Origin of the sequence: Falsiroseomonas bella, assembly GCF_003173615.1 — a bacterium.
GTDB lineage: Bacteria > Pseudomonadota > Alphaproteobacteria > Acetobacterales > Acetobacteraceae > Falsiroseomonas > Falsiroseomonas bella.
Genome location: NZ_QGNA01000005.1, coordinates 159,436 through 182,779, shown reverse-complemented (window position 1 = coordinate 182,779; position 23,344 = coordinate 159,436). Strand labels below are relative to the sequence as shown.

Here is a 23,344-nt window from a genome sequence, read left to right as displayed (position 1 = left end):
CTGCACAAAATTCAGGCGGCTAACCCGCCTCCCCAGCGGACGCCGCCCTCTAAATGCGCAGTTCGGTTTCGGAAGCCTGTTTTTTGGCTTTCCATGGCGGCCTTTGTTGTTGTGCCGCCTTAGCTCCCCACGCCAATATCTGCCCCAGGGAGAGGTTGATCCTCTCTCTGCCGTGTGACTGGCGTTTCCTCCCTAAACTCGGGCCGCGCCCTTGGGGTGCGGCCCGTCTTTTCTTTACCTTTGGACCCTCCGAAAGCAAAGGGGTTTTTGGGCGGAAAGGTGGCAAATCCGTTGTGATCTGTTCTTTCCGCGTGGCTTCGCCTCATCTTGTTGCGCTGCAGCATGGCCGGAACCAGTGACTTGGCCGACGTTGTTGCGCCCTTTGTCGCCGCCATTCCCCGCACCCGCGATCCGGTCTAGTTTCCCGGCCTTCCCGCCGCCCGGAGCCTTGCCTTGCGCCTCTCCCGCGCCTTCCTGCCCACGCTGAAGGAAACGCCCGCCGAGGCGCAGATCGTCTCGCACCGGCTGATGCTGCGCGCCGGCCTGGTGCGCCAGACCTCTGCCGGCATCTATGCCTGGCTGCCGCTCGGCTGGCGCACGCTGCAGAAGGTCGAGCAGATCGTGCGGGAGGAACAGGACCGCGCCGGCGCGCAGGAGATCCTGATGCCGACGATCCAGTCGGCCGATCTCTGGCGGCAGTCCGGCCGCTACGACGCCTACGGCCCGGAGATGCTGCGGCTGAAGGACCGGCACGAGCGGGAGATGCTGTTCGGCCCGACCAACGAGGAGATGGTCACCGATATCTTCGCCCAGTTCGCGAAGAGCTATCGCGACCTGCCGCGCAACCTGTACCACATCCAGTGGAAGTTCCGCGACGAGGTGCGCCCGCGCTTCGGCGTGATGCGCGGCCGCGAATTCCTGATGAAGGACGCCTATTCCTTCGACCTGACCAAGGAAGGCGCGACGCACTCCTACCGCCAGATGTTCCTGGCCTATCTGCGCACCTTCGCGCGCATGGGGCTGAAGGCGATCCCGATGCGCGCCGATACCGGCCCGATCGGCGGCGACCTCTCCCACGAATTCATCATCCTGGCCGACACCGGGGAGAGCCAGGTCTTCGTCAGCAAGGGCATGCTGGAGATGGACCCGCTGGCCGAGACGCCGGACTACGACGCGGACCTCGCGCCGTTGGTGGAGCGCTGGACCAGCCACTACGCCGCGACCGACGAGATGCATGACGAGGCCGCCTGGGCGAGCCTGCCGGAGGACCAGCGTGTCTCCGCGCGCGGCATCGAGGTCGGCCACATCTTCTATTTCGGCACGAAGTATTCGCAGCCCATGGGCCTGCGGGTGCAGGGCGCGGACGGCCAGGCGGTGGTGCCGGAGATGGGCAGCTACGGCATCGGCGTCTCCCGTCTGGTTGGCGCCATCATCGAGGCCAACCATGACGAGGCCGGCATCAAGTGGCCGGATGCCGTGGCCCCCTTCAAGGCGGCGGTGATCAACCTCAAGCCCGGCGACCTCTCCTGCGACGCGCTGAGCGAGCGGGTCTATGCCGCGCTCGGCACCGACGGCATCTATGACGATCGCGACGAACGCGCCGGCCGAAAATTCGCCGATGCCGACCTGATGGGCCATCCCTGGCAGGTGATCGTCGGCCCGCGCGGCGCGGCCGCGGACAAGGTGGAGCTGAAGCGCCGCATGACGGGCGAGCGGCACGAGGTCTCGGTCGAGGACGCGATCGCGCGGCTGAACGGCTGACGCCAATCTGATGTTCAACGCCTTCGAGCGCGCCGTCGCCTTCCGCTACCTGCGGGCGCGCAAGGGCGAGCGCTTCGTCTCGGTCATCGCGATCTTCTCGCTGGTCGGCATCGCGCTCGGCGTCGCCACGCTGATCATCGTAATGAGCGTGATGGGCGGCTTCCGGCAGGAGCTGCTGGGGCGGATCCTCGGCCTGAACGGCCATCTCGGCGTATATGGGATGGAGCGGAACATCACGGACTACGACGCGATGGCCGCGCGCATCCGCACCGTGCAGGGCGTGGTCAGCGCGACGCCCATCGTCGAAGGCCAGGTGCTGCTGACCAGCGAGCAGGGCGGCGCTTCCGGCGGGCTGGCGCGCGGCGTGAGGCCGGAGGATCTGCGCGCGCGCGGACTGGTCGCGCAGAACATCCAGGCGGGCTCGCTCGAGGCCTTCGAAGGCGACGACGCCATCGTCATCGGCACGCGGCTGGCGCAGAAGATGCGCATCACGGTGGGCGACAGGATCACGCTGGTCTCGCCCCAGGGCCGCACCACGGTGTTCGGCACGGTGCCGCGGGTGCGCGCCTACACCGTCGTCGCGCTGTTCCAGGTGGGCATGCACGAATACGACAGCAGCTTCGTCTTCCTGCCGCTGCAGGCCGCGCAGACCTTCTTCCAGACCGGCGACGCCGCCACCCAGATCGAGGTTTTCGTGCGTGACCCGACGGAGGTGCGCACGGTGACGCGGGCGATCCGCACGGCGATGGGCAGCACGCCGGTGCGCATCCTCGATTGGCAGGACGCCAACAGCTCCTTCTTCGCCGCGGTGCAGGTGGAGCGGAACGTGATGTTCCTGATCCTGACGCTGATCATCCTGGTCGCGGCCTTCAACATCGTCTCCTCGCTGATCATGCTGGTGAAGGACAAGGGGCGGGACATCGCGATCCTGCGCACCATGGGCGCGACCAGCGGCTCGATCCTGCGCATCTTCCTTCTGTGCGGCGCCAGTGTCGGCGTGGTGGGCACGCTGACCGGCTTCGTCATCGGCATGCTGTTCGTCTGGAACATCGAGAGCATCCGCCAGGCGATCCAGGCGCTGTCGGGCACCGAGCTGTTCAGCCCGGAGGTCTATTTCCTCTCCCGCCTGCCGGCCGTGGTGGACCCCTGGGAGGTGACGCAGGTGGTGCTGATGGGCCTCGGCCTGTCGCTGCTGGCGACGATCTATCCGTCCTGGCGCGCGGCGAAGACCGATCCGGTCGAGGCGCTCAGGAATGAGTGAACCCGCTCCTCTTGAGCTCCGCGCCGTCGCCCGCGCCTTTCGCACGGAAGCGGGTGAACTGCCGGTGCTGCGCGGCGCGGACCTGACGCTCGCCGCCGGCGAGATCGTGGCGCTGGTCGCGCCCTCCGGCACCGGCAAGTCCACGCTGCTGCACCTGGCCGGCCTGCTGGAGAAGCCGGATGCCGGCGAGGTCTTGGTGGAGGGCCGCGCCGCCGGCACGCTCAGCGACGACCAGCGCACCGCGATCCGGCGCAACACGATCGGCTTCGTCTACCAGTTCCATCACCTGCTGCCGGAATTCACCGCGCTCGAGAACATAGCCCTGCCGCAGATGGCCGCGGGCGTGGCGCGCGGCGCGGCGGAGTCGCGCGCCACGGAGCTGCTGCACGCCTTCGGCCTGCAGGGGCGTGAGCAGCACCGCCCCGGCAAGCTTTCGGGCGGCGAGCAGCAGCGCGTGGCGATCGCCCGCGCGCTGGCCAACCGGCCGCGCATCCTGCTGGCCGACGAGCCGACCGGCAACCTGGATGTCGGCACTGCCGACCGCGTGTTCCACCAGTTGCTGCACGCCGTGCGCGATCAAGGCGTCGCCGCGCTGATCGCCACCCACAATCCGGAACTGGCCGGGCGGATGGACCGGGTGGTGACGCTGCGCGACGGGCGCGTTCTGCCGGCATGAGCCGCCCGCCGCCGCCCGCCCTGCCGGCGTTGCATCCGCGCTTGCAACGCTATCTGGACGGGCCCTGGGGCAAGGTGCAGGGCTTCGTCCATCCGGACGCGATGGTGCTGCTGGATGTCGCGCTGGCGTTCCAGGAGTCGCACGGGATCACCGGCGGCTTCTTCGAGATCGGCGTCCACCAGGGACGGTTCCTGCTTGCGCTGGAGCATGCGGCCGGCACCGGGGAGCCTGGCCTCGCACTCGACGTGTTCGAGGACCAGGCCCTCAACATCGACAAGTCCGGCCACGGACAGCGGGCCGTGCTGGAGGCGAACCTCGCCGCGCATGCGCTGGAGCCGGGCCGGGTCGCGATCCTGCAGGGCGATTCCACGGCGCCGGCCACGCGGCGGGCCGTGCTGGCCCGTGGCGAGAGCTACCGCTTCATCTCGGTGGATGGCGGGCACACGGCCGGCCACGCAGCGAGCGACCTGCGCCTGGCGGAGGAGGTGGCGACTCCCGGCGCGGCGGTGGTGCTGGACGATTTCTTCAACACCGGCTTCCCGGGTGTGACAGAAGGCCTGGCGCAGTATCTCACCTCGGGCGGCACGCTGCGTCCGGTGGGCGTCATCGGCGGCAAGATGCTGCTGAGTCCCTTGTCCTGGTCGGACCGGATGCGCGCGGCGCTGCGCAAACGCTTCGCCGAGAGCCCGCGCTTCCGCGTGCGCGAGGTGTCCTTCTTCGGCTTCCCCTACACACAGGCGCGGGTGGCCTGAGCGCGGGGCGGACCCGCGGTATGGGAATTGCACGCGCAGCGCACCGTCTCGTGTAGGATGCCGCCATGCCGACCGACCCGACTCCGCCCGCCACGGGCCTGCACCGCATCGTCGTGGTCGGCGGCGGCGCCGGGGGGCTGGAGCTCGCGACTCGCCTCGGCGATACGCTCGGCCGGCGCGGCAGGGCGCAGGTCACGCTGGTGGACCGCACGCGCAGCCATCTCTGGAAGCCGCTGCTGCACGAGGTGGCGGCGGGCAGCCTGGATGTGGACGACCACGAGCTGGACTACCTGGCGCAGGCGCATTGGCACCACTTCACCTACCGCTATGGCGAGCTGATCGGGCTCGATCGCGCGGCGAAGATCGTGAAGCTCGGCCCGACCTTCGACGAGGACGGGCGGCAGGTCACGCCGGGGCGGGAGGAGCCCTACGACACGCTGGTCATCGCCATCGGCAGCACCACCAACGATTTCGGCACGCCCGGCGTGCGGGATCATGCCATCCCGCTGGAGACCACGGACCAGGCGCGCCGCTTCAACCGCCGCCTGCTGAACGCCTGCATCCGCGCCCAGACCCAGGCCGAGCCGATCCGGCCGGGGCAGCTGCACGTCGCGATCATCGGCGCCGGCGCGACGGGCACCGAGCTGGCGGCCGAACTGCACCGCGCGACGCGCCAGCTCGTCGCCTATGGCCTCGATCGCATCGACCCGGAGCGCGACCTGCGCCTGACGCTGATCGAAGCCGCGCCGCGCATCCTGCCGGCGCTTCCCGAACGCCTCTCCGAGGCGGCGACGAAGCTGCTGGAGGGGCTCGGCGTGACGGTGATGGCTGGCACGCGCGTCAGCGCCGTGACCGCGGAGGGCGTGCAGCTGGCCGATGGGCGCCTGCTGGAATCGGAGCTTGTCGTCTGGTCCGCCGGCGTGAAGGGGCCCTCGGTCCTGGCGCAGCTCGACGGGCTGGAACTGGCGCGCATGCAGCAGCTGGCGGTGCTGCCGACGCTGCAGACCACGCGCGACCCGGATATCTTCGCCATCGGCGATTGCGCCGCCTGCCCGGGGCCCGGACCGGGGGGCTTCCTGCCGCCGCGCGCCCAGGCGGCGCACCAGCAGGCGAGCCATGTGCTGCGCCAGGTCCGCCGCAAGCTGAAGGGCGAGGCGCCGGAGCCGTTCCAGTACCGCGACTTCGGCAGCCTGGTCTCGCTCGGCCACTACTCGACCGTCGGCAGCCTGATGGGCGTGCTGGTGGGCAAGAGCCTGATGGTGGAGGGCTATTTCGCGCGGCTGATGTACCGCTCGCTCTACAAGATGCACCAGCGCGCGCTGCATGGCTGGGCGAAGACGGCGCTGGCCTCGGTGGGACGCATGCTGACGCAGCGGACGGAGCCGCGCGTGAAGCTGCATTAGCGGGGCGCTGCCCCGCGCCCCGCCGGGGACGATGATCGTCCCCGGGCCCCTGCATTCTACCAGAAGCCGTGATGCGCCACGGCCGCCTCGTCCTCCAGCAGCGGGCCTTCCACGCGGATCGCGCGCTGGCCGGCGGCGAAGACGTCGCGGCAGGGCAGGTCCATCGTCAGGTTCTCGGGATGCGGGCCGATCATCGCCTTGAGGCGCTTCTCCGAAAGGCCGAACACCACGCGCCCGATCCCGGCCCAGTAGATCGCGCCGGCGCACATCGCGCAGGGCTCGGCGCTGGAATAGAGCGTCGCCGCGGCGCGCTGCTCCGGCGCCAGTTCGATGCAGGCGCGCGTGGCGACCAGCCGCTCGGCATGCGCGGTGCCGTCGCCATGCGGGTGGAAGCCGTTGCCGGCCTCCATCAGCACGCTTCCCTCCGCATCGGCCAGCACCGCGCCGAAAGGATGCTGGCCGGCGGCGCGGCTCTCTCCGGCCAGGGCGATGGCGCGGCGCAGCAGGGCGAGGTCGTCGGGCATCGCGAATCTCCGGCCGGTCCGTGCTAGGAAGGGGGTGATGTCCTCCTTCGTCCATCTGCACGTCCATTCCTCCTATTCGCTGTCGGAAGGCGCGATCAAGGCGGAGAAGCTGCCGGCGCTCGCGAAGGACGACGGCATGCCGGCGGTCGCGTTGACCGACACCGCCAACCTGTTCGGCGCGCTGGAATTCGCGCAGGCCTCCGCCGGCAAGGGCATCCAGCCCATCATGGGCTGCCAGTTCTTCTTGTCTCGTTCCGCCACCGAGGATGCCGGGCGCGCGGCCGATCCGCGCTTCAGCCGGCCGGATCCGATCGTGGCGCTGGCCAAGGATGCGCAGGGCCTGGAGAACCTGCAGCGCCTCTCCTCCGCGGGCTTCCTCGGCAGCGATCCCTCCGGCCAGCCCTGCATCACGCTGGACACGCTCGGTGCGCACGCGCAAGGGCTGATCCTGCTGACCGGCGGCACCACCGGCCCGCTCGGACGCCTGCTGTCGGAAGGGAGGCGCGACGCCGCCGCGGCGTTGCTCGCGAAACTGAAGGAACGATTCGGGCAGGACGATCTGGTGATGGAGTTGCAGCGTCACGGCCTGGCTGTGGAGCGCGCGATCGAGCCGGCGCTGCTGCGCCTGGCCGACGAGGCGGGGCTGCCCATCGTCGCGGCGAACGACGTGTATTTCGCCAAGACCGGCATGTACGAGGCGCATGACGCGCTGCTCTGCATCGCGGAAAGCCGCGTGCTGGCGGAGCAGGACCGACGCCGCGTGACGCCCGAGCATTGGTTCAAGCCGGCGGCCGTGATGCGCGAACTCTTCGCCGACCTGCCGGAGGCCTGCGACAACACGCTGGCCATCGCGCGGCGCTGCGCGGTGATGGCCGAATCGCGCAAGCCGGAACTGCCGATCTGCCCCAAGGTGCGTCCCGGCATGACGGAGGCCGAGACCGTCGCCGCGATGGCGAAGGAAGGGCTGGAGCGACGGCTGGAAGCCCAGGCCACGCCGGAGGCCGAGCGGCCGACCTATCGCGAGCGCCTCGCCTACGAACTCTCCGTCATCGAGAAGATGGGCTTCTCCGGCTACTTCCTGATCGTCGCGGACTTCATCCAATGGGCGAAGCAGCACGGCATCCCCGTGGGGCCCGGCCGCGGTTCGGGCGCCGGTTCCGTCGCCGCCTGGGCGCTGCTGATCACCGATCTCGACCCGCTGCGCTTCGGCCTGCTCTTCGAGCGCTTCCTGAACCCCGAGCGTGTCTCGATGCCGGATTTCGACATCGATTTCTGCCAGGACCGGCGCGACGAGGTGATCCAGTACGTGGTGCGCGAATACGGCGCCGACCGCGTCGCGCAGATCATCACCTTCGGCAAGCTGCAGGCGAAGGCGGCGGTGCGCGACGTGGGCCGCGTGCTCGGCATGCCCTATGGCCAGGTGGACCGCATCGCCTCCCTGATCCCGTTCAACCCGGCCAAGCCCGTCACGCTGTCGCAGGCGATCGAGGGCGAGCCGAAGCTGCAGGAGATGCGCGACAACGACGAGCAGGTCGCGCGCCTGCTGGAGATCGCGCAGCAGATCGAGGGTTGCTACCGCAACGCCTCCACCCATGCCGCGGGCGTGGTGATCGGCCGCAAGCCGCTGGCCGAGATCGTGCCGCTCTACAAGGACCCGCGGTCCGACATGCTCATCACCCAGTATTCGATGAAGCATGTCGAGCTCGCCTCGCTCGTGAAGTTCGACTTCCTCGGCCTGAAGACGCTGACCGTGCTGGAGCGCGCGGTGGAGCTGCTGAAGGGGCAGGGCATCGTGCTCGACCTGGCGGCATTGCCGCTGGACGACGCGAAGACCTACGCGATGCTGGCGAAGGGCGACGCCGCCGGGGTGTTCCAGTTCGAAGGCCAGGGCATGCGCGACTGCCTGCGCATGATGCGCCCCGACCGCTTCGAGGACCTGATCGCCGCCGTCTCGCTCTATCGGCCCGGCCCGATGGCGAACATCCCCGCCTATTGCCAACGCAAGCATGGCGAGAAGTGGGAGCCGCCACATCCGGCGATCATGCACATCGTCGAGGAGACCTACGGCATCCTGGTCTACCAGGAGCAGGTCATGCAGATCAGCCAGGAGCTGGCGGGCTACAGCCTCGGCGGCGCCGACCTGCTGCGCCGCGCGATGGGCAAGAAGATCCGCTCCGAGATGGAGGCGCAACGCCGCATCTTCGTGGACGGCGCGGTGAAGAACGGCGTGCCGGAGGCGAAGGCCGGCGAGATCTTCGACCTGATGGAGAAGTTCGCGGAATACGGCTTCAACAAGTCGCACGCCGCGGCCTATGCGCTGGTCGCCTATCACACGGCGTATCTCAAGGCGAACCATCCGGTCGCCTTCCTCGCCGCCTCCATGTCGCTCGACCTCGGCAACACCGACAAGCTCGCGGGCCACATGCAGGAAGCGGCGCGGCTCGGCATTCCCGTGCTGCCGCCGGACATCAACCGCTCGGGCGCGGAATTCGTGCTGGAGACGCAGGCGGACGGCAAGGTGGCCATCCGCTTCGCGCTCGGCGCCATCAAGCGCGTCGGCCTCGGCGCGATGAAGGACCTGGTCGCGGCGCGCGATGCGGGACCGGCCTTCGCCTCGCTCTCCGACTTCGCCGGCCGCGTGGACCCGAAGCTGCTCAACAAGATGCAGCTCGAGAACCTGGCGAAGGCCGGCGCCTTCGATGCGCTGGAGAAGAACCGCGCCCGCGTGGTGCAGGGCGCCGAGTTCATCCTGCGCGCTGCGCAGGAGGCGGCCGAGCGCCGCGCCAATCCCACGCGCGACATGTTCGGCGCCGAGGCCGCGCCGCCGCCGCTGCGCCTGCCGGAGGCGCAGGACTGGCCGCTGCTGGAACGCCTCGCCTTCGAGGCGGAGGCGGTGGGCTTCCACCTCTCCGCGCATCCGCTGGACACCTACAAGCGCGCGCTGCAGAAGCTCGGCGTCGTCTCCTCGGCGCAGATCGCGGAACGCGCGCGCGGCGGCGGGCGGCTGAAGCTGGCGGGCACGGTCGTCAGCAGCCGCGGCATGCGGACCAAGAGCGGCAACCGCATGGCCTTCGTGCGCATGTCCGATGCGCAGGGCGCCTACGAGGTCACCTTCTTCAGCGAGGTTCTGGCCCGTGCCGGCGAGCTTCTGACGGAAGGCCAGGCGCTGGTCGTCACCGCCGATGCGCGGGTGGATGGAGAGACGCTGCGCCTGACCGCGCAGGATCTGGAGCCGCTGGAGAAGGCCGCCGCCGGGATCGCCGGGGGTCTCAAGCTCTGGCTCGAGCAGACCGCCGCCGTGCAGCCCATCCGCGCCCTGCTGGAACGCGAGGGGCGGGGCAGGGGGCGCGTGGTGCTGGTGCCGATGACCGGCCCGGGGCAGGAAGTGGAGATCGCGCTGGCCGGCGGCTTCAACGTCTCGCCCCGGCTGATGCAGGCGATGAAGGTGGTGCCCGGCGTGGCCGAGGTGCAGGAACTGTAGAGCGGCCGCGCCGCCTGGGCTAAACCCTCTGCGAGCGCAACGGAGGCACGACGCTGACCGCCCATCTGCCCGACCTCTCGCCCGACCGCGTCGCCCAGCTGGTGGATGCCGCGCTGGAGCGGCGGAACCTGGCGCGGCTGCGCGACGATGCCGGCCCGCTGGTGGAGGCGATGCCGCCCGAGGCGCAGCCCTTCGCCGAATTCGTCCTGCACGAGCTCGCCCGCGCCGCCGCCCGGCTCGACATGCTGGAAGCCGCGCAGCAGGAAGCGCGGCTGTCGCGCGAGGAACGGCTGCGGCTCGATCCGCTGCGCTTCATCCCCGCCGCGCGGCTGGCCGCGGCCCTCGGCCCCGCCGCGGCGGCCGAGGCCGGGCCCGTGGCGGTGACGCCCGGCGCGCCGGACTTCATCGGCCAGGGCTGGTGGGAAACGGAGCAGACCGAGGGCGGCGCGCTGACCTGGTCCGGCGCGGCGCGCTGCGCCACGCTGCTGCTGCCCGCGCTCGGCGGCGGGGAGCTGGTGCTGACGCTCTGCCTGCGCTCGCCCTTCGGCCTGCCGCTCGACATCGCCGAGCACGACATCTTCCTGGACGGCGTGCCGCTGGCCTTCGACACCGTGTCCAACGACGGCACCGTGGGCATCTTCGAGGCGCGGCCGGTGCTGCCCGAACTGCCTGCGGGCGCGCGGCTCACCTTCCTGCTGCACGGGCCGCAGCACGAGGATCCCTCGCGCGGGCCACGCCGCGACACGCGTCGCATCGGCCTCGGCCTGCTCTGGGTCCGGCTCGAGCGCGCGTGACGCTGCGCGTCCTCGTCACCGGCGACGTGCTGCGGCCGCTGGATGAGGGCTTTCGGCCCTCGCAGCTCGGCAACATCCTCTGGCTGCACCGCCTGCTGCGCCGGCCGCTCGCGGCCGCCACCGGCCTTCCGGTGGAGGCGCTGGCCTGGGGTGCGCAGGCCGGCGGCGCGATCGCGTTCGACACGCCGGGCGTCTATGCCGCTGCCGGCGTCTCGCCGGACATCGAGGGCTGGGTCGCGTTGTTCGACGCGCCCGAGATCCCGCGCGAGGCCGCCGCGCGCCTCGCCGCGGCCTTCGAGGGCGCGGCGGTGGTGATCGGCTTCGAACTGGCGGAGTTGCAGAAGCGGTTGCTGACCCGGCTCGGCATCCCCTGGGTGGACCTCAACATCCATCCCTACCGCTTCGGTCCGGACCTGCTTTTCGCCGTGCAGACAAGCCATGACGACGTGCTGGAGGCGCTCGCCCCCCATCACGCCGAGGACCATGTCTTCGAGCCCTGGGCCGACCTCGTCGCCGCCACCGCGGTGAAGGTGCCGGTGAACCCGCCGGTGACGGAGGAGGTGCTGGTGGTCGGGCAGACGCGGGTGGACCGCTCGCTGCTCTCGGGCGGCCGGCTGATCGACCTGCGCGACCTCGCCCCCGCCTTCCATCGCGCGATCGGGGCGGAAGGGCGCATCCTCTACAAGCCGCATCCCTACAACGCCGAGGGCTTCGGCCTGTTCGACCTGGGCCTGCCGCTGCGCCGCATCCGCGACGTGGCGGACAACGCCTATGTGCTGATGGGGCAGGATGCGATCCGCCGCGTCGTCGGCATCTCCTCCTCCCTGGTGGCGGAGGCGCGGTTCTTCGGGAAGGAGGGCGTGTTCCTCGGCACGCCGCCCTTCCGCATCGCGCCGAGCCGCGACGCGCTGGCGCCGGGGATGCATGCCAGCGTGGTGGATGCCTGGCTGTCGGCGGATTTCTGGCGCGACCTGCTCGCCCCGCTGCTGCCGGTCAGCGCGCATGACGGGCGGCGCCCGTCGCTCGGGCCGAATGCGCTGCGCACCTCGCTCCGGCAGTTCTGGGGCTGGGACGAGCTTTTTTTCCAGTTGCCCTTCGACCTTGCGCAGCAGCGCGCGGAGGAACGCGGGCGATAGCCGTCCCTACCGCGAGAGCAGCGCCAGCGCCTGCTCCGCGGCGGCGGCGATGGCGGCGGGGCCGTGGTGGCGCTCCACATGCTTGCGCGCCGCGCGGCCCATCTGCACGCGCAGCCCGTCATCGGCCAGCAGCAGCTCCACCGCATGCGGCAGCCCGTCCTCCGAGACCAGCAGCCCGGCGGTGGGCGGGATGCCGCCCTCGATCGTGTCGCGCAGCGCGACCACGGGCAGGCCGCAGGCCATCGCCTCGATCGTGGCGCGCGGCAGGCCGTCGCCGAGCGAGCTGTGCACCATCACGCGGGCGCGGCGCAGCACGGCGAAGACCTCCGCATGCGGCAGGCGACGGAAGAAGGTGACGTTCGCCGCATGGCCCGCCATGCGCACGGCGCGCTGCGCGTCCGCCAGCAGCGGCCCGCCGCCGACGAAGGCCAGCCTGCGGTGCGCGGCGAAGGGCAGCAGCGCGGCCTGGTTCTTCCGCTTCTCGGCGAAGGTGCCGACATTGACGATGTCGAACTCGGCGCGCTTCGGCGGCACGCCGTCGCCGGCCAGCGCCAGGTCGATGTATTTCGGCAGCACCATCGCGCGCCCGTCCTGCAGGGCGGGGCGGAAATGCCGGGCCAGCTGCTCGCGATACTCACCGAGGATCGCCGCCGCGCCCTCCACCAGGGGATCGGTCACCGCGCCGCCGACGATCAGCCCGTAGCGCGCGCCGGCGGGTCGTGCCGCCTGCACGAACGCATTGATGCGGTAGCTGAGCCCCTTGTAGAGCACGGCATCCGGCGCGAAGGCCGCGATCTCGTCGCGCAGCGCGGCGGAGAGCAGATGGTGCGGCACCGCTTCCGGTGCGTCCACGGGACAGAAGCTGAGCGGGACGCCGAGCATCTCCTCCCGCTCGGTCTCCGCGCCCGGATGCATCCGCCAGATGCGCGCATCCACGCCGAGCCCGCGCAGCGCCGCACAGAAATGAAGCTCCCGCGTCGCGCCGCCCATGCTGCGGTTCGCGTGGCTCATCACCAGGGCGAGGCTGCGCATGGCGCGGGCCCGGTGCGTGGCTATTCGGCCGCTTCGGCGCGCGGCGCGGCGGCGCGCGGGGCCGGCGCGAAGGCGTGGTCGAGGGCGGCGAGGAACGCCGCGCGGTCGATCACGTCGCGCAGGCTCGCGCCATACTGCGCGCGCGTCGCGGGATCGGCGGCTTCCAGCATCGCGCGCGCCAGGTCCACCGGCGAGCCGCGGTCGAAATGCAGCGCGTCCACGCCGGCCTCCGCCTTCTCCGCCATGCCGCCGATGCCGGAGACGATCAGCGGCGTGCCGGCGCGCCGCGCCTCCTGGATCACCACCGGCGAGTTCTCCCACCAGACGGAGGGCACGACGACCCAGCCGACGCTGCGCATCAGCGCGACCGCGTCCATCGCGTCGTAGCGCCCGGCGAAGGAGAGGTTGGCGCCGGCGTCGTCGATCTGCGTCTCCAGCATCGGGAACAGGCGCAGCACGTCCTCGCGGTCGGCGCCGAAGACCGTGAGCGTGACGGCGGGGTTCTCGCGCAGCGCGAGCGGCAGGGCGCGCAGCAGCACGTCCAGCCCCTTGTAGGGCGTGGGCTGGCCGAAGAAGCCGAAGCGCGGCGCCATGCGGTGCGGATCGCCGGCCCGACGCGGCTCCGCCATCAGCTCGTCGCCCAGGAAGTTCTCGATGACGCTGGCGGGGCGGCCGGCCAGGCCCCAGGCCTCGTAGCGGGCCTGCAGGAAGGCGCTGGGATAGACGACGTGGTCGAAGCGCCGCAGCACGGAGAGCAGCGTCGCCTTGCGGAAGGCGAAGCGTTCCAGCGTCTGGTCGGGGAAGCAGGCGAGGCAGGCGAGCGGGCTTTCCCGCCGGCACAGCTCGCGCGAGCGCGTCTTCACCATCTGGCCGTGATGCAGGCAGATGGCAAGCATCTCGTGCAGCGTGACGACGAAGGTGGCGTCGGGCCGCGCCGCCATCAGGTCGTGGATCAGGTCCACGCCGATCCGCCAGTAGTGGTGCAGGTGATAGACATCGCTGCCGAGGCCGGCGAGGAACTCCACCAGCAGCCGCCGCTGCCAGGGATCGTCCCAGGCCAGCCGGTCCTCCGCCATGCCGGCGAAGGAGAAGACGTAGTCGTCCTCGCCATGCGGCATCACCGTCTCGATCGGCCGCTGCGCGGCATAGTTCGTGCCGGTTTCGCAGGCGCCGACGAAGACCGCGCGGCGGCCCGCGGCGCGCAACGCGGCGAATTCGCGATGCGCGGCCATCTCGCCGCCACCCTTGGAGAAATCCGGGTGCGAATGCGCCAGGACGCAGACGCTGCGCGCGGCGTCAGGCATGGGCGGCAGCCTCCGCGGGCGTGGTCGCGGCGCCGGCCGACCACAGTCGCTCGAGATGGGCGTGGACCGGCTCCGCCGCGTGGCGGTTGCTCCAATTGCGGGGCAGCGGGGCGAAGTGGCGCGCGGTGCCCTTCGCCTGCCGCGCGCGCAGCAGCCGCTGCAGGCTGTCGGCGAGCGACGGGGCGCAGCCCGCCACGGTGTGCAGCGCCAGCAGGCGGGCCAGTTCCGCCCCGCTGAGCACCTCGGTGAAGGCCGCGTCCGGGTCGTCGGCGATCACCGCCTCCGCGAAGGCGGGCGCATCCAGCGCGAGCAGGCCGCTGGTGCCGCTGGCCAGCCGCAGCGCCTCCGCCGCCGCCTCGCCCACCAGCACCTCCGGCCGGCGGGCCGCGCCGAAGGCCTGCGCGGCATCGTCCGCCGCGGCGCCCATCAGCAGCAGCCGGTCGCAATGGCGCGCGAAGATCGGCGCGGTGACGTGGAACAGCCGCGCCAAAGCGGGGTCGTCCGCACCGAGCAGCAGTGCGGTCCTGGGCCTGTCCTCCGCCGCCGCGGCGGCGACGCGGCCGAAGGCCCGCAGCATCGGCGCGAAGGCGGCCTCGCGCCGCGCGATCACCTCGCGCAGCAGGGCGAGGCCGGCGGAGCCCGCCGCCTCCACCGGAACCGCCAGCCCGGTTGCGGTGGCGCGGCAGGCGGCGTCGAGCAGGTCCGGCACGCTTGCCGGCGCGGGATGGCAGCGCAGCCAGACCTCCTCGCCCGCATCGGCTTCGGCGTGGACCAGGACCTCCACCGCCTGCAGCCGATCCGCGAGCGGGCCGCCGATCCTGCCATAGCCCGCGAAGGCCGCCGGCAGGCGCGCGCCGTGCCATTCGGCGAAGTCCAGCAGGCGCGGCTCGGCGGGCGCGCCGGGCGCGGTGCGCAGCCAGCCGATCGCGGCCGCGTCGATCCGTGCCGCCGGCGGCAGCGCGCCTTCGGCCCGCAGCATCACCAGGACCTCGCCCGAGGCCGCCTGCAGCGCCTCGGCCTCGGCGATCCGGCCGTAATTCGTCGCGCGACCGCGCACCGCGGGCATCGCGGCGAGCCAGTCGGCGAAGGCGCCGAGCGGCCGGTTCTGATGCGTCAGCATCGGCGCGAGCTCGGGCACCTGCGCCGACTCCCGCAGCAGCGCCAGGTTGATCCGCCAGGCCCGCACCGCCACGGCCTTCGGCAGGGCGTGCTCGACCTCGGCGGAGAGCATGTCGGCGCGGATCAGGGCCTCGCCGGCGTTGAGCGTCAGGACGAGCTCGGTCGGCGGCTCCTCGGGGAGTTCGAAGACCAGGGTGAAGCCCTGCACCACGGAGTCGCGCGGATCGGCGATGGCGACATCGGGGCGCTCATGGAAGCTGGCATGCAGGATGGCGCAGGGCGCGTCCGGGCCGGCGGCGATGTCCACCGCGCCCTCCACGCCGCGCGGCACCATGGTCCAGCCGAAGGCGATGCCGCGCCGCGGCGCGAGATGGGCGAAGCAGTCCAGGCCGAGTTGGCGCGTATCATCCAGGTAGACGAACACCGGCCCCTCAGTCCCCCTGCGAGATCGCGCCGACTGAGGGCGCTTTGCCCACCCCTGTCAACCTGCCGGATCAGCGGGCCGGCGGGGCGCCCCAGGCGACGAAGGGTCCGTTGCGGAAGCCGGCGGCGGCCTTGCCATAGGCGAAGGGCGCGCCCTCCGGCGTGGTCACGCTGCCGCCCGCCGCTTCCAGCACCGCCTGCCCGGCGGCCGTGTCCCATTCCATGGTGGGGGCGAGGCGCGGATACACATCGGCCTCGCCCTCCGCCACCAGGCAGAACTTCAGGGAGGAGCCGATCGAGCGGCGCCTTCCCACCGGCAGGCGCGCCAGGAAGGCCTCGGTGTCGGGGTCGAGATGGGAGCGGCTGGCGACTGCCACCAGCGCATCGGCCGGGCGGGGCCGGGCGCGGATCGGCACCCAGGCGAGACCGGCCGGGTCCGCGCCGGGCGCCAGCGCCGCGGCCTCCGCTCCGAGGCCCCGGGCGCCCCGCCAGATCCGGCCGATGGCGGGGGCATAGACCACGCCGCAGACCGGCCGCCCGCCCTCGACCAGGGCGATGTTCACGGTGAACTCGCCGGAGGGGCCGAGAAATTCCCTGGTGCCGTCCAGCGGGTCCACCAGCAGGAAGGCGGCGCCCGGCGGCGGGTCCGCGCGCGCCGCGTCCTCCTCCGAGACCACGGGGATGCCGGGGGCGGCGCGCGCCAGGCCGGCGGCGATGATCGCCTCGGCGGCCAGGTCGGCCTCGGTCAGCGGGGTGCCGTCGCCCTTGGCGGTGACCTCGTGCGGCCGGCTGCGGATCGCGACGATGCGGGCGCCGGCCTCCGCGGCGATGGCGACCAGGGCGGGCAGCAGCGCGGCGGGATCGGGCATGTCTTCGCAATTCCTCAAGGCTGGTCCTGCAGGGTGGCCCAGGGCTGCATGGCGTGCCGCGCGCCCCGCGCGCCGCGCCGGCCATCTTGCGGCCGCATCCCGGGGTATGGGATAGCCGCATTGCGCAAAGGTTGCACCCCGCCGGCCGCGTCGCCTTTCCGGACCGGGGGGCGAGGTGCCGGGACAAGGTCGAGGACTGCCGCACGATGGACCAGTTGCCCCTGGGGCACCCCTCCGGCGCCCAGTCGGCGCGCGGCCTGCTTCGCTTCCTCACCTGCGGGTCGGTGGATGACGGCAAGTCCACGCTGATCGGGCGGCTTCTCTACGAGAGCCGCCAGATCATGGAGGACACCCTCGCCACCATCGAGAAGGACAGCCGCAAGCACGGCACCACCGGCGAGGATGTGGACCTCGCTTTGCTGGTGGACGGGCTGGAGGCCGAGCGGCAGCAGGGCATCACCATCGACGTCGCCTACCGCTTCTTCGCCACGCCGAAGCGCAGCTTCATCGTCGCCGACACGCCCGGCCACGAGCAGTACACGCGCAACATGGCGACCGGCGCCTCCAACTCCGACCTCGCCATCATCCTCTGCGACGCGCGCAAGGGCGTGCTGACGCAGACCCGCCGGCACACTTTCATCTGCTCGCTGCTCGGCATCCGCCATGTCGTGCTGGCGGTGAACAAGATGGACCTGGCGAACTGGGACGAGGCGACCTTCGACCGCATCGTGGGCGACTGGGCGACCTTCGCCGCGGGCCTCGGCTTCGCGACGCTGACGCCGATCCCGGTCTCCGCCCGCTTCGGCGACAACGTCACGCAGAAGAGCGGCAACTCCCCCTGGTATCGCGGCCCGACGCTGCTCGCGCATATCGAGGGCGTGGACGCCGAGCATGGCGCTGACCAGAAGCCCTTCCGCTTCCCGGTGCAGTGGGTGAACCGCCCGAACCTCGATTTCCGCGGCTTCTCCGGCACGGTCGCCTCGGGCCGCATCGCGGTGGGGGACGGCGTGGTGGTCGCGGCCTCCGGCCGGCAGAGCCGCGTCGCGCGCATCCTCGGCCCCGATGCCGACCAGCCTGTCGCCGCGGCCGGGGAGGCGGTGACGATCTGCCTGGCCGACGAGGTGGACGTGGCGCGTGGCGACGTGCTCGCCCCGCTGGCCGATCGGCCGGAGGTGGTGGACCAGTTCGCCGCCCACCTGCTGTGGATGGACGAGGAGGCGCTGCTGCCCGGCCGCCAGTACCTCGCCCGCTTCGGCAATCTCTGGACCACCGCCTCCGTCACCAGCATCAAGCACAAGGTGGACGTCAACACGCTGGAGCGGCAGCCGGCGAAGAAGCTCGACTTCAACGAGATCGCGGTGTGCAACCTGGCGCTGTCGCAGCGCGTGCCGCTCGATCCCTATGCCGAGAACCGCGCGACCGGCGCCTTCATCCTGGTGGACCGCTTCACCAACCGCACCGCCGGCGCGGGCATGGTGGATTTCGCGCTGCGCCGCGCCACCAACATCCACGCCGAGGAATTCCTCGTGGACAAGGCGGCACGCGCCGCGCTGGATCACCAGAAGCCGCTGGTGCTGTGGTTCACGGGCCTCTCGGGCTCCGGCAAGTCCACCATCGCCAAGCTGGTGGAGAAGGCGCTGCACGCGGAGGGCCGGCACACCTACACGCTGGACGGCGACAACCTGCGGCACGGGCTTAACAAGGACCTCGGCTTCACAGACCAGGATCGCGTGGAGAACATCCGCCGCGTCGGCGAGGTGGCGAAGCTCTTCGTGGATGCCGGCCTGATCGTGCTGTGCAGCTTCATCTCGCCCTTCCGCGCGGAGCGGCGGATGGTGCGGGAGCTGATGCAGCAGGGCGAGTTCGTCGAGGTCTTCGTGGACACGCCGATTGAGGAATGCATGAAGCGCGACCCGAAGGGCCTCTACGCCAAGGCCGTGCGGGGCGCGATCAGCAACTTCACCGGCGTCTCCTCTCCCTATGAGGCGCCGGAGGCGCCGGAACTGCGCATCGACACGCTCGGCCTCACGCCCGAGCAATCCGCCGAGCTGGTGCTCTCCCATGTCCGGCGCCGCCTCGACGCCTGAGGGCGCGGCGCCCGGGCCGATGCGGCTGCTCTTCGAGGGCAGCTTCAACGCCTATTTCCGCGCCGCCGCGCCGGGCGCCGGGCCGGTGGTGTTCGTGCATGTCCCGAAGACCGCGGGCACCTCGCTGCGGCGCGAGGTCGCGGCGCTGCTGCAGCCCGACGTCAACATCGTGGTGGACTACACCGACACCGCGCGCAGCTTCCATGAGCGCATGGACCAGGCGGTGGAGCAGTTCCTGGCCCAGGCCACGGCGAGCCCGGTGCGCTTCGCCTCCGGCCACATCCTGGCGCGGCATGTCGCCCGCATCAGACAGGCGCTGCCCGGCACGCGGCTGATCACCTTCCTGCGCGAGCCGGTGAGCCGCGTGATCTCCGACTTCCGCTACCAGGGCTCGCCGCGCCACCCGCTGCATGCGGAGTTCACGGCGCGCGTGCCCGACCTCGACGCCTATCTCGCGCTGGACTCCGAGCGCAACAAGATGGCCGAGCACCTGATCCCGCGCGAGATCCTGGCCGGCGGCGACCCGGACGCCTGCGTCGCGCATTTGCTCGCCACCTACGACTTCATCGGCATCCAGGAGCTCTATCCGCTCTGCTTCCGCGTGCTGACCATGCTGCTCGGCGCGCCGGCCTGGCCGACCGTGCGCGAGAATGTCGGCGCGGAGGAGGATGCGGCCGCGCCCGTGCCGGAGGAGATGGCGGCGCGCATCCGTGCGGCGAATCCGCTCGACGTCGCGCTCTACGACGCCGTCGCGCCGCGCTGGCACCGCGTGCGCGACGCGCTGGCCAAGCGCCTGCGATGAGCGCCGCGCGCGACCTGCTGGCCGGCCGCTTCGAGGCCTGGCTGGCGCCGCGGCAGGCGCCGCCGCTCTGGCTCTTCGTGCATGTGCCGAAGACGGCGGGCAGCTCGCTCGCGGCCGACCTCGCCGCGCTGATCCCGCCCTATCGCAGCATCCATATCGACCATCTCGACCGGTCGCGCCCGGCGCCCGAGCGCTACGACACCGTGACCGAGGCCTTCATCGCCGCGCAGCGGGAAGCGCCCTGCCGCATCGCCTCGGGCCATGTGCAGTTCCGCCATGTGCAGCGCATCCTGGAGGCGTTCCCAGGCACGGGGCTGTTCACCATGCTGCGCGAGCCGGTCTCGCGCCTGGTGTCCGACTATCTCTACCAGCGCTCGCCCATGCACCCCCTGGCGGCGGAGGTACGGGCCCGCATCCCCGACTTCGCCGCCTTCGTGGAGCTGAAGGGCCAGCGCAACCGCATCGCGCGGCACCTGCTGCCGCCGCGCATGGCGCAGGAATGCGATGTCGAGGCCGGGCTGAAGGCGCTGCGCAACCGCTACGCCTTCGTTGGCGTGCAGGAGCGCTACGCGCTGGGCTACCGCGCGCTGACGGCGCTGCTGGCGGGAAAGCCCTCCACGCCCGCCGCGCGCAAGCGGGTGAACGAGGGCGCGGCGGAGGAGAAGGAAGGCGTGATGCGCGAGTTGGAGGATCCCTCGCTGCGCGCCCGGATCGAGGAGCTCAATGCCTTCGACCTCGGCATCCATCGCGCGATCGCGGCCGATTGGGAGGCGATCGCGGGCCCGCTCGGCGCGTTCCTCGATGCACGGGGCGCGACCCCGGCCTGAATGCGCGAAGGCTCGACCCGCGCGGGCCGCCGGTGCATAGCAGCCCCTCTATCCGGAGTGCCGACGCATGACGCCATCAGACATCGCCCGTGTGCAGACCTATCTGCGGCGCCTGCTCGGCTCCGAGCGGATCAGCCTCGTGGCGCCCGCGCGGAAGGGGATGTCGGTGGAGGTGATGGTGCAGGACGAGGTGATCGGCACGGTCCATCGCGACGACGAGGAAGGCGAGGTCTCCTACGCGGTGCACATCACCGTGCTGGAGGAGGACCTGCCGGCCCCGCCGGCCGCCGGCGCGGCACCGCGGCGGAAGTAGCCGCGGCGCCGCGGGCGGATCAGACCGGCCCGATCCGGGTCGTGGACGGGCTGCCGCCGACGCTGCCGGGCGAGGCGCCCGGGGTGACGCCGGTGCTGCCCGGCGTCGCCGTACCCGTCCCCGTGGTCGTGCCGCTGGTCGTGCCCGGCGTGCTACCGGGCGTACTTGCTGGCCCGGTCGCCGTGCCGCCGGACGCGCCGGGCCCGGCCTTCTCAGCCTTCTCGCGCGCCTTGTCGGCCGCCTCGCGCGCCGTGGCCGCCGCGTCATGCGCCGTGCGCTCGACCGTCTCGCGCAGGTCGCGGGCCACGTCGCCGAGCGCCTGGGCGCCGTCCCGCGCCACGGCGCCGAGCTGCTCGCCGGCCCGCTGGGCCTGCTCGCCGGCCGTCTCCTTGGCCCGCTCATAGGCCTCGCCCGCCAGGCCGCTCAGCCGGTCGGCCATGCGGTCGCGGGTCTCGCCCATCAGCCGGTCCTCCGCCTCGGTGGCCGGCATCAGCGCACCCATCGTCGCGCCGATGGCGAGTCCGAAGGCGCCGAGCAGCAGCGGCTGCTCCTCCACCGCCGCGGACATCCGCCGGCCGGCACCCTCGCCGAGCCGGTAGGCACCGCGGCCGAGGTCGCTGGCGGTGTCCGAGGCAGCGTCCCAGGCGCGGCCGGCGCCATGCGCCACCTGCCGCCCCGCATGGCTGGCGCCGGCGGCGGCCGAACGCGCCGCCCCGGTGGCCCCATGCCAGGCCTCGTCCGCGGCTTCCCCGACGCGCCCGGCCAGGTCACCCGCCCGGTCGCGCAGGCCGGCCGCCCGGCTCGCCGCGCTGTGGCCGAGCCCGGCCGCCCGGCGCCGCAGCCCTTCCGCCGCCTCGCCGGCGCGCTCCCCGAGCGACGGTCCGCCGTCGGCCTCGGTCCCCGGCTGCCCCGCATAAGTCTCGGGCGGGTAGCTTTCGCCCGGATAGGCCCCCGCGCCGACGGGGTAGCCCGCGTCGTAGCCGGTGTCTTCCGTGTAGCGGTCGTCGTCGTCGTACCACCGCCGACTGCGGCGCGGGCCGCCGCGGCCGCTGAGGGCGAGCCAGCCGATCCCGGCGGCGACCAGCACCACCGGCACCGGGTTGTCCCGCAGCGTGCCGCCGAGATTGTCGAGGAACTGCCGGCCGCCGGAGCCGCGCAGCCAGTCCATCGCCTGGTCCGCCAGCGTGCCCGGCGAGACGCGGTCCTTCAGCTCCTCCACGGTGCCGGTCAGCCGCGCGCGGGTCTGCTCGACCTCGCGCTCGATCTCCGCCGCAGAGCGGTCGCCCGGGTTGGTCGTGCTTCGCGTGCTGCTCATCGCACCTGCTCCTTGGCTGCCTGGGCATCGCGCGAAAGCTGCTCCGCGGTGCGATGCGGCGTGAGGTTCGTCGCCTTCAGCCGCGACGCGCCGGCACGGACCAGCGCGTAGCCGATGAGCGCGGCGAGTACGCCGACGATCAGAAGGCCCCAGCCCGCGGCAAGGTCGAACCAGGCCGAGATTCCGGCGGCCGCCGCGAAGAGCATGAGGATCAGGCCTCCGAAGGCGAGGCCGGCACCACCGGCGATGCCGGGAATGGCGTTGCCCACCTCGGAGGCCTTCTCGCCCATCTCGGCGCGGGCGAGCTGCACCTCCTTGCGGAACAGCAGCGTCAGCTGGTTGACCATGTCGGCCAGCAGCTCCGGCACGCTGCGCGTATCCAGCGCGCGGGCGTCATCGTTCACCGCGCGCGCCGGCTTTGGCGGCACCCGGTCCGGGTCGTATTGCGTGGACATCGCGGGCTCCTCTCAGACCCCGCCCTGCGGCGGCGGGCGGTAGGTGACGGAATCGCCGGGCTCGGCGGCGACCAGCGGGCCGTTGCCTTGATCTGTCGGATCACCGGTCGGATCTCCGGGATGCCAGCCCGGGGCATGGCTCGCGGCCGGCATGGGCGCGCCCGGCGTCGCGGCGCGATGCGCGCCGGTCATCTCGGGCCGTGACATGTCGGACCGTGACATGCCGCCGGAGGGCATGCCCGGCTCCACCCGGCCATGCCGCGGATGCTCATGGGCGGCGGAGGAACGGGCGAAGCGGGCGAGGGCGAAGCCCGCGAGCGTCGCCGCGCCGAAGAACACCAGCGGCTGGCGGCGGGCGAAGTCCTCGGCCGCGCGCAGCAGGTCGCCCGGGCTGCGGTCGCGCAGCGCCCGCGCCATGCCGTCCACGCGCCCGGCCGCGTCATGGATGGTGCGCGCGAGTTCCGGGCTCTCGCCTTCCAGCTCGTCGGCGGCGCGGTGGATGGCCCGCGCCACGCCGCCGACCTGGCGGGCGCCCTGGCGCACGCCCTGCCGCGCCGCGTCCTCCGCGCGGACCTTCGCGCTTTCCAGCACGGCCGCGCCCTCCTCCTTGAGGACGCGGGCGGTCGCGGAGGCCTCCTCCGCGATGGAGGAGGCCGCCTCGCGCACGTCCTCGCCGGCGCGGCGCGTCTCCGCCCGCGCCATCTCGGCGTCGCGGCGCATCTTCTCGGCCGGGTCGTCCGGCCGGGTCCTGGGGTCGTTCCGGTCGCTCATGCGTCAGCCGCTCCTCGTCTGGTTGCGGGCTGCGCCACCTGTCGGCGGCGCATCGTCGCGACCACAACGAGAACCCGCGCCCGGCGTTCCGGAGGCGGGTTGCGGTGGCTGAGCGGATCCTCCCCGCAGGGCGTCATGACCTGCGGCCGACGGCAGGCGGCCGAGCGCCCGAACGGGCGCCGCCGCAAGTGCGGCGAGCCAAGCGCGCGGACGCGCGCGCCGGCGCCTGAGGCACGAAC

20 protein-coding genes are annotated in these 23,344 nt (G+C 72.1%); 12 read left to right on the top strand and 8 right to left on the bottom strand.

Annotated features, from left to right (window positions below):
* The first annotated feature begins 453 nt into the window (after positions 1–453).
* From proS to DFH01_RS21505, 5 genes are all read left to right on the top strand, one after another.
* Positions 454–1,761 (top strand): proline--tRNA ligase, encoded by a 1,308-nt coding sequence (gene proS / locus DFH01_RS21525; protein ID WP_109872572.1) that lies wholly within the window; start codon positions 454–456, stop codon positions 1,759–1,761.
* Positions 1,762–1,771: 10 nt separating this feature from the next.
* Positions 1,772–3,022, top strand: a complete 1,251-nt coding sequence (locus tag DFH01_RS21520; protein ID WP_109872571.1) for a lipoprotein-releasing ABC transporter permease subunit — start codon at positions 1,772–1,774, stop codon at positions 3,020–3,022.
* Positions 3,015–3,698 carry an ABC transporter ATP-binding protein gene (locus tag DFH01_RS21515; RefSeq protein ID WP_109872570.1) on the top strand — a complete coding sequence of 228 codons (684 nt, stop codon included), beginning with the start codon at positions 3,015–3,017 and terminating at the stop codon, positions 3,696–3,698. Before DFH01_RS21520 ends, DFH01_RS21515 begins: the two co-directional genes overlap by 8 nt.
* Entirely contained in the window at positions 3,695–4,450 is a 756-nt protein-coding gene (locus DFH01_RS21510; RefSeq protein ID WP_109872569.1) for a class I SAM-dependent methyltransferase, read from the top strand. Before DFH01_RS21515 ends, DFH01_RS21510 begins: the two co-directional genes overlap by 4 nt.
* A gap of 65 nt (positions 4,451–4,515) precedes the next feature.
* A complete protein-coding gene (locus DFH01_RS21505; RefSeq protein ID WP_109872568.1) occupies positions 4,516–5,853 on the top strand; it encodes an NAD(P)/FAD-dependent oxidoreductase in 1,338 nt (445 codons plus the stop codon).
* A 56-nt stretch (positions 5,854–5,909) separates the two neighbouring features.
* On the opposite strand, the gene DFH01_RS21500 is transcribed toward DFH01_RS21505, so the two are convergent.
* Positions 5,910–6,377, bottom strand: coding sequence for a nucleoside deaminase (locus DFH01_RS21500; protein WP_109872567.1), 468 nt, complete (start codon positions 6,375–6,377; stop codon positions 5,910–5,912).
* 37 nt (positions 6,378–6,414) lie between these two features.
* Here DFH01_RS21500 and dnaE point away from each other — a divergent pair, with 37 nt between their 5' ends.
* The 3 genes from dnaE to DFH01_RS21485 all read left to right on the top strand — a co-directional run bounded on the left by dnaE (position 6,415) and on the right by DFH01_RS21485 (position 11,788).
* Complete coding sequence (gene dnaE, locus DFH01_RS21495) at positions 6,415–9,858, top strand: DNA polymerase III subunit alpha (protein WP_109872566.1); 3,444 nt, start codon at positions 6,415–6,417, stop codon at positions 9,856–9,858.
* 101 nt (positions 9,859–9,959) lie between these two features.
* Positions 9,960–10,652, top strand: coding sequence for a hypothetical protein (locus DFH01_RS21490; protein WP_109872565.1), 693 nt, complete (start codon positions 9,960–9,962; stop codon positions 10,650–10,652).
* A complete protein-coding gene (locus DFH01_RS21485) occupies positions 10,649–11,788 on the top strand; it encodes a hypothetical protein (RefSeq protein ID WP_109872564.1) in 1,140 nt (379 codons plus the stop codon). Before DFH01_RS21490 ends, DFH01_RS21485 begins: the two co-directional genes overlap by 4 nt.
* Positions 11,789–11,794: 6 nt before the next feature.
* Here the strand turns inward: DFH01_RS21485 and DFH01_RS21480 are convergent, their stop codons facing one another.
* The 4 genes from DFH01_RS21480 to cysQ form a co-directional block, all read right to left on the bottom strand.
* A complete protein-coding gene (locus DFH01_RS21480) occupies positions 11,795–12,820 on the bottom strand; it encodes a glycosyltransferase family 4 protein (protein WP_109872563.1) in 1,026 nt (341 codons plus the stop codon).
* A 20-nt stretch (positions 12,821–12,840) separates the two neighbouring features.
* The gene (locus tag DFH01_RS21475) at positions 12,841–14,124 is read right to left on the bottom strand and encodes a glycosyltransferase (RefSeq protein ID WP_109872562.1); all 1,284 of its coding nucleotides are present in this window, start codon (positions 14,122–14,124) and stop codon (positions 12,841–12,843) included.
* Positions 14,117–15,667, bottom strand: a complete 1,551-nt coding sequence (locus tag DFH01_RS21470; RefSeq protein WP_109872561.1) for a hypothetical protein — start codon at positions 15,665–15,667, stop codon at positions 14,117–14,119. The genes DFH01_RS21475 and DFH01_RS21470 overlap by 8 nt, the downstream gene beginning before the upstream one ends.
* 70 nt (positions 15,668–15,737) lie before the next feature.
* The gene (cysQ, locus tag DFH01_RS21465; protein ID WP_109872560.1) at positions 15,738–16,535 is read right to left on the bottom strand and encodes a 3'(2'),5'-bisphosphate nucleotidase CysQ; all 798 of its coding nucleotides are present in this window, start codon (positions 16,533–16,535) and stop codon (positions 15,738–15,740) included.
* A 206-nt stretch (positions 16,536–16,741) separates the two neighbouring features.
* On the opposite strand from cysQ, the gene cysN reads away from it, so the two are divergent.
* The 4 genes from cysN (at position 16,742) to DFH01_RS21445 (ending at position 20,564) form a co-directional block, all read left to right on the top strand.
* Positions 16,742–18,622 (top strand): sulfate adenylyltransferase subunit CysN, encoded by a 1,881-nt coding sequence (gene cysN, locus DFH01_RS21460; protein WP_109872559.1) that lies wholly within the window; start codon positions 16,742–16,744, stop codon positions 18,620–18,622.
* Positions 18,597–19,424 (top strand): sulfotransferase family 2 domain-containing protein, encoded by an 828-nt coding sequence (locus DFH01_RS21455; RefSeq protein WP_158287853.1) that lies wholly within the window; start codon positions 18,597–18,599, stop codon positions 19,422–19,424. The genes cysN and DFH01_RS21455 overlap by 26 nt, the downstream gene beginning before the upstream one ends.
* Positions 19,421–20,251, top strand: a complete 831-nt coding sequence (locus DFH01_RS21450) for a sulfotransferase family 2 domain-containing protein (protein ID WP_109872557.1) — start codon at positions 19,421–19,423, stop codon at positions 20,249–20,251. The genes DFH01_RS21455 and DFH01_RS21450 overlap by 4 nt, the downstream gene beginning before the upstream one ends.
* Before the next feature lie 67 nt (positions 20,252–20,318).
* Positions 20,319–20,564 (top strand): DUF3126 family protein, encoded by a 246-nt coding sequence (locus DFH01_RS21445; RefSeq protein ID WP_109872556.1) that lies wholly within the window; start codon positions 20,319–20,321, stop codon positions 20,562–20,564.
* A gap of 19 nt (positions 20,565–20,583) precedes the next feature.
* Here the strand turns inward: DFH01_RS21445 and DFH01_RS21440 are convergent, their stop codons facing one another.
* From DFH01_RS21440 to DFH01_RS21430, 3 genes are read right to left on the bottom strand one after another with little or no spacing between them, the layout of a single operon-like run.
* Positions 20,584–21,879: a DUF3618 domain-containing protein gene (locus DFH01_RS21440; RefSeq protein ID WP_109872555.1), complete on the bottom strand. Its 1,296-nt coding sequence runs from the start codon at positions 21,877–21,879 to the stop codon at positions 20,584–20,586.
* A complete protein-coding gene (locus DFH01_RS21435; protein ID WP_109872554.1) occupies positions 21,876–22,334 on the bottom strand; it encodes a phage holin family protein in 459 nt (152 codons plus the stop codon). Before DFH01_RS21435 ends, DFH01_RS21440 begins: the two co-directional genes overlap by 4 nt.
* A 12-nt stretch (positions 22,335–22,346) precedes the next feature.
* Positions 22,347–23,105, bottom strand: coding sequence for a hypothetical protein (locus DFH01_RS21430; RefSeq protein ID WP_109872553.1), 759 nt, complete (start codon positions 23,103–23,105; stop codon positions 22,347–22,349).
* Positions 23,106–23,344 lie beyond the last annotated feature (239 nt).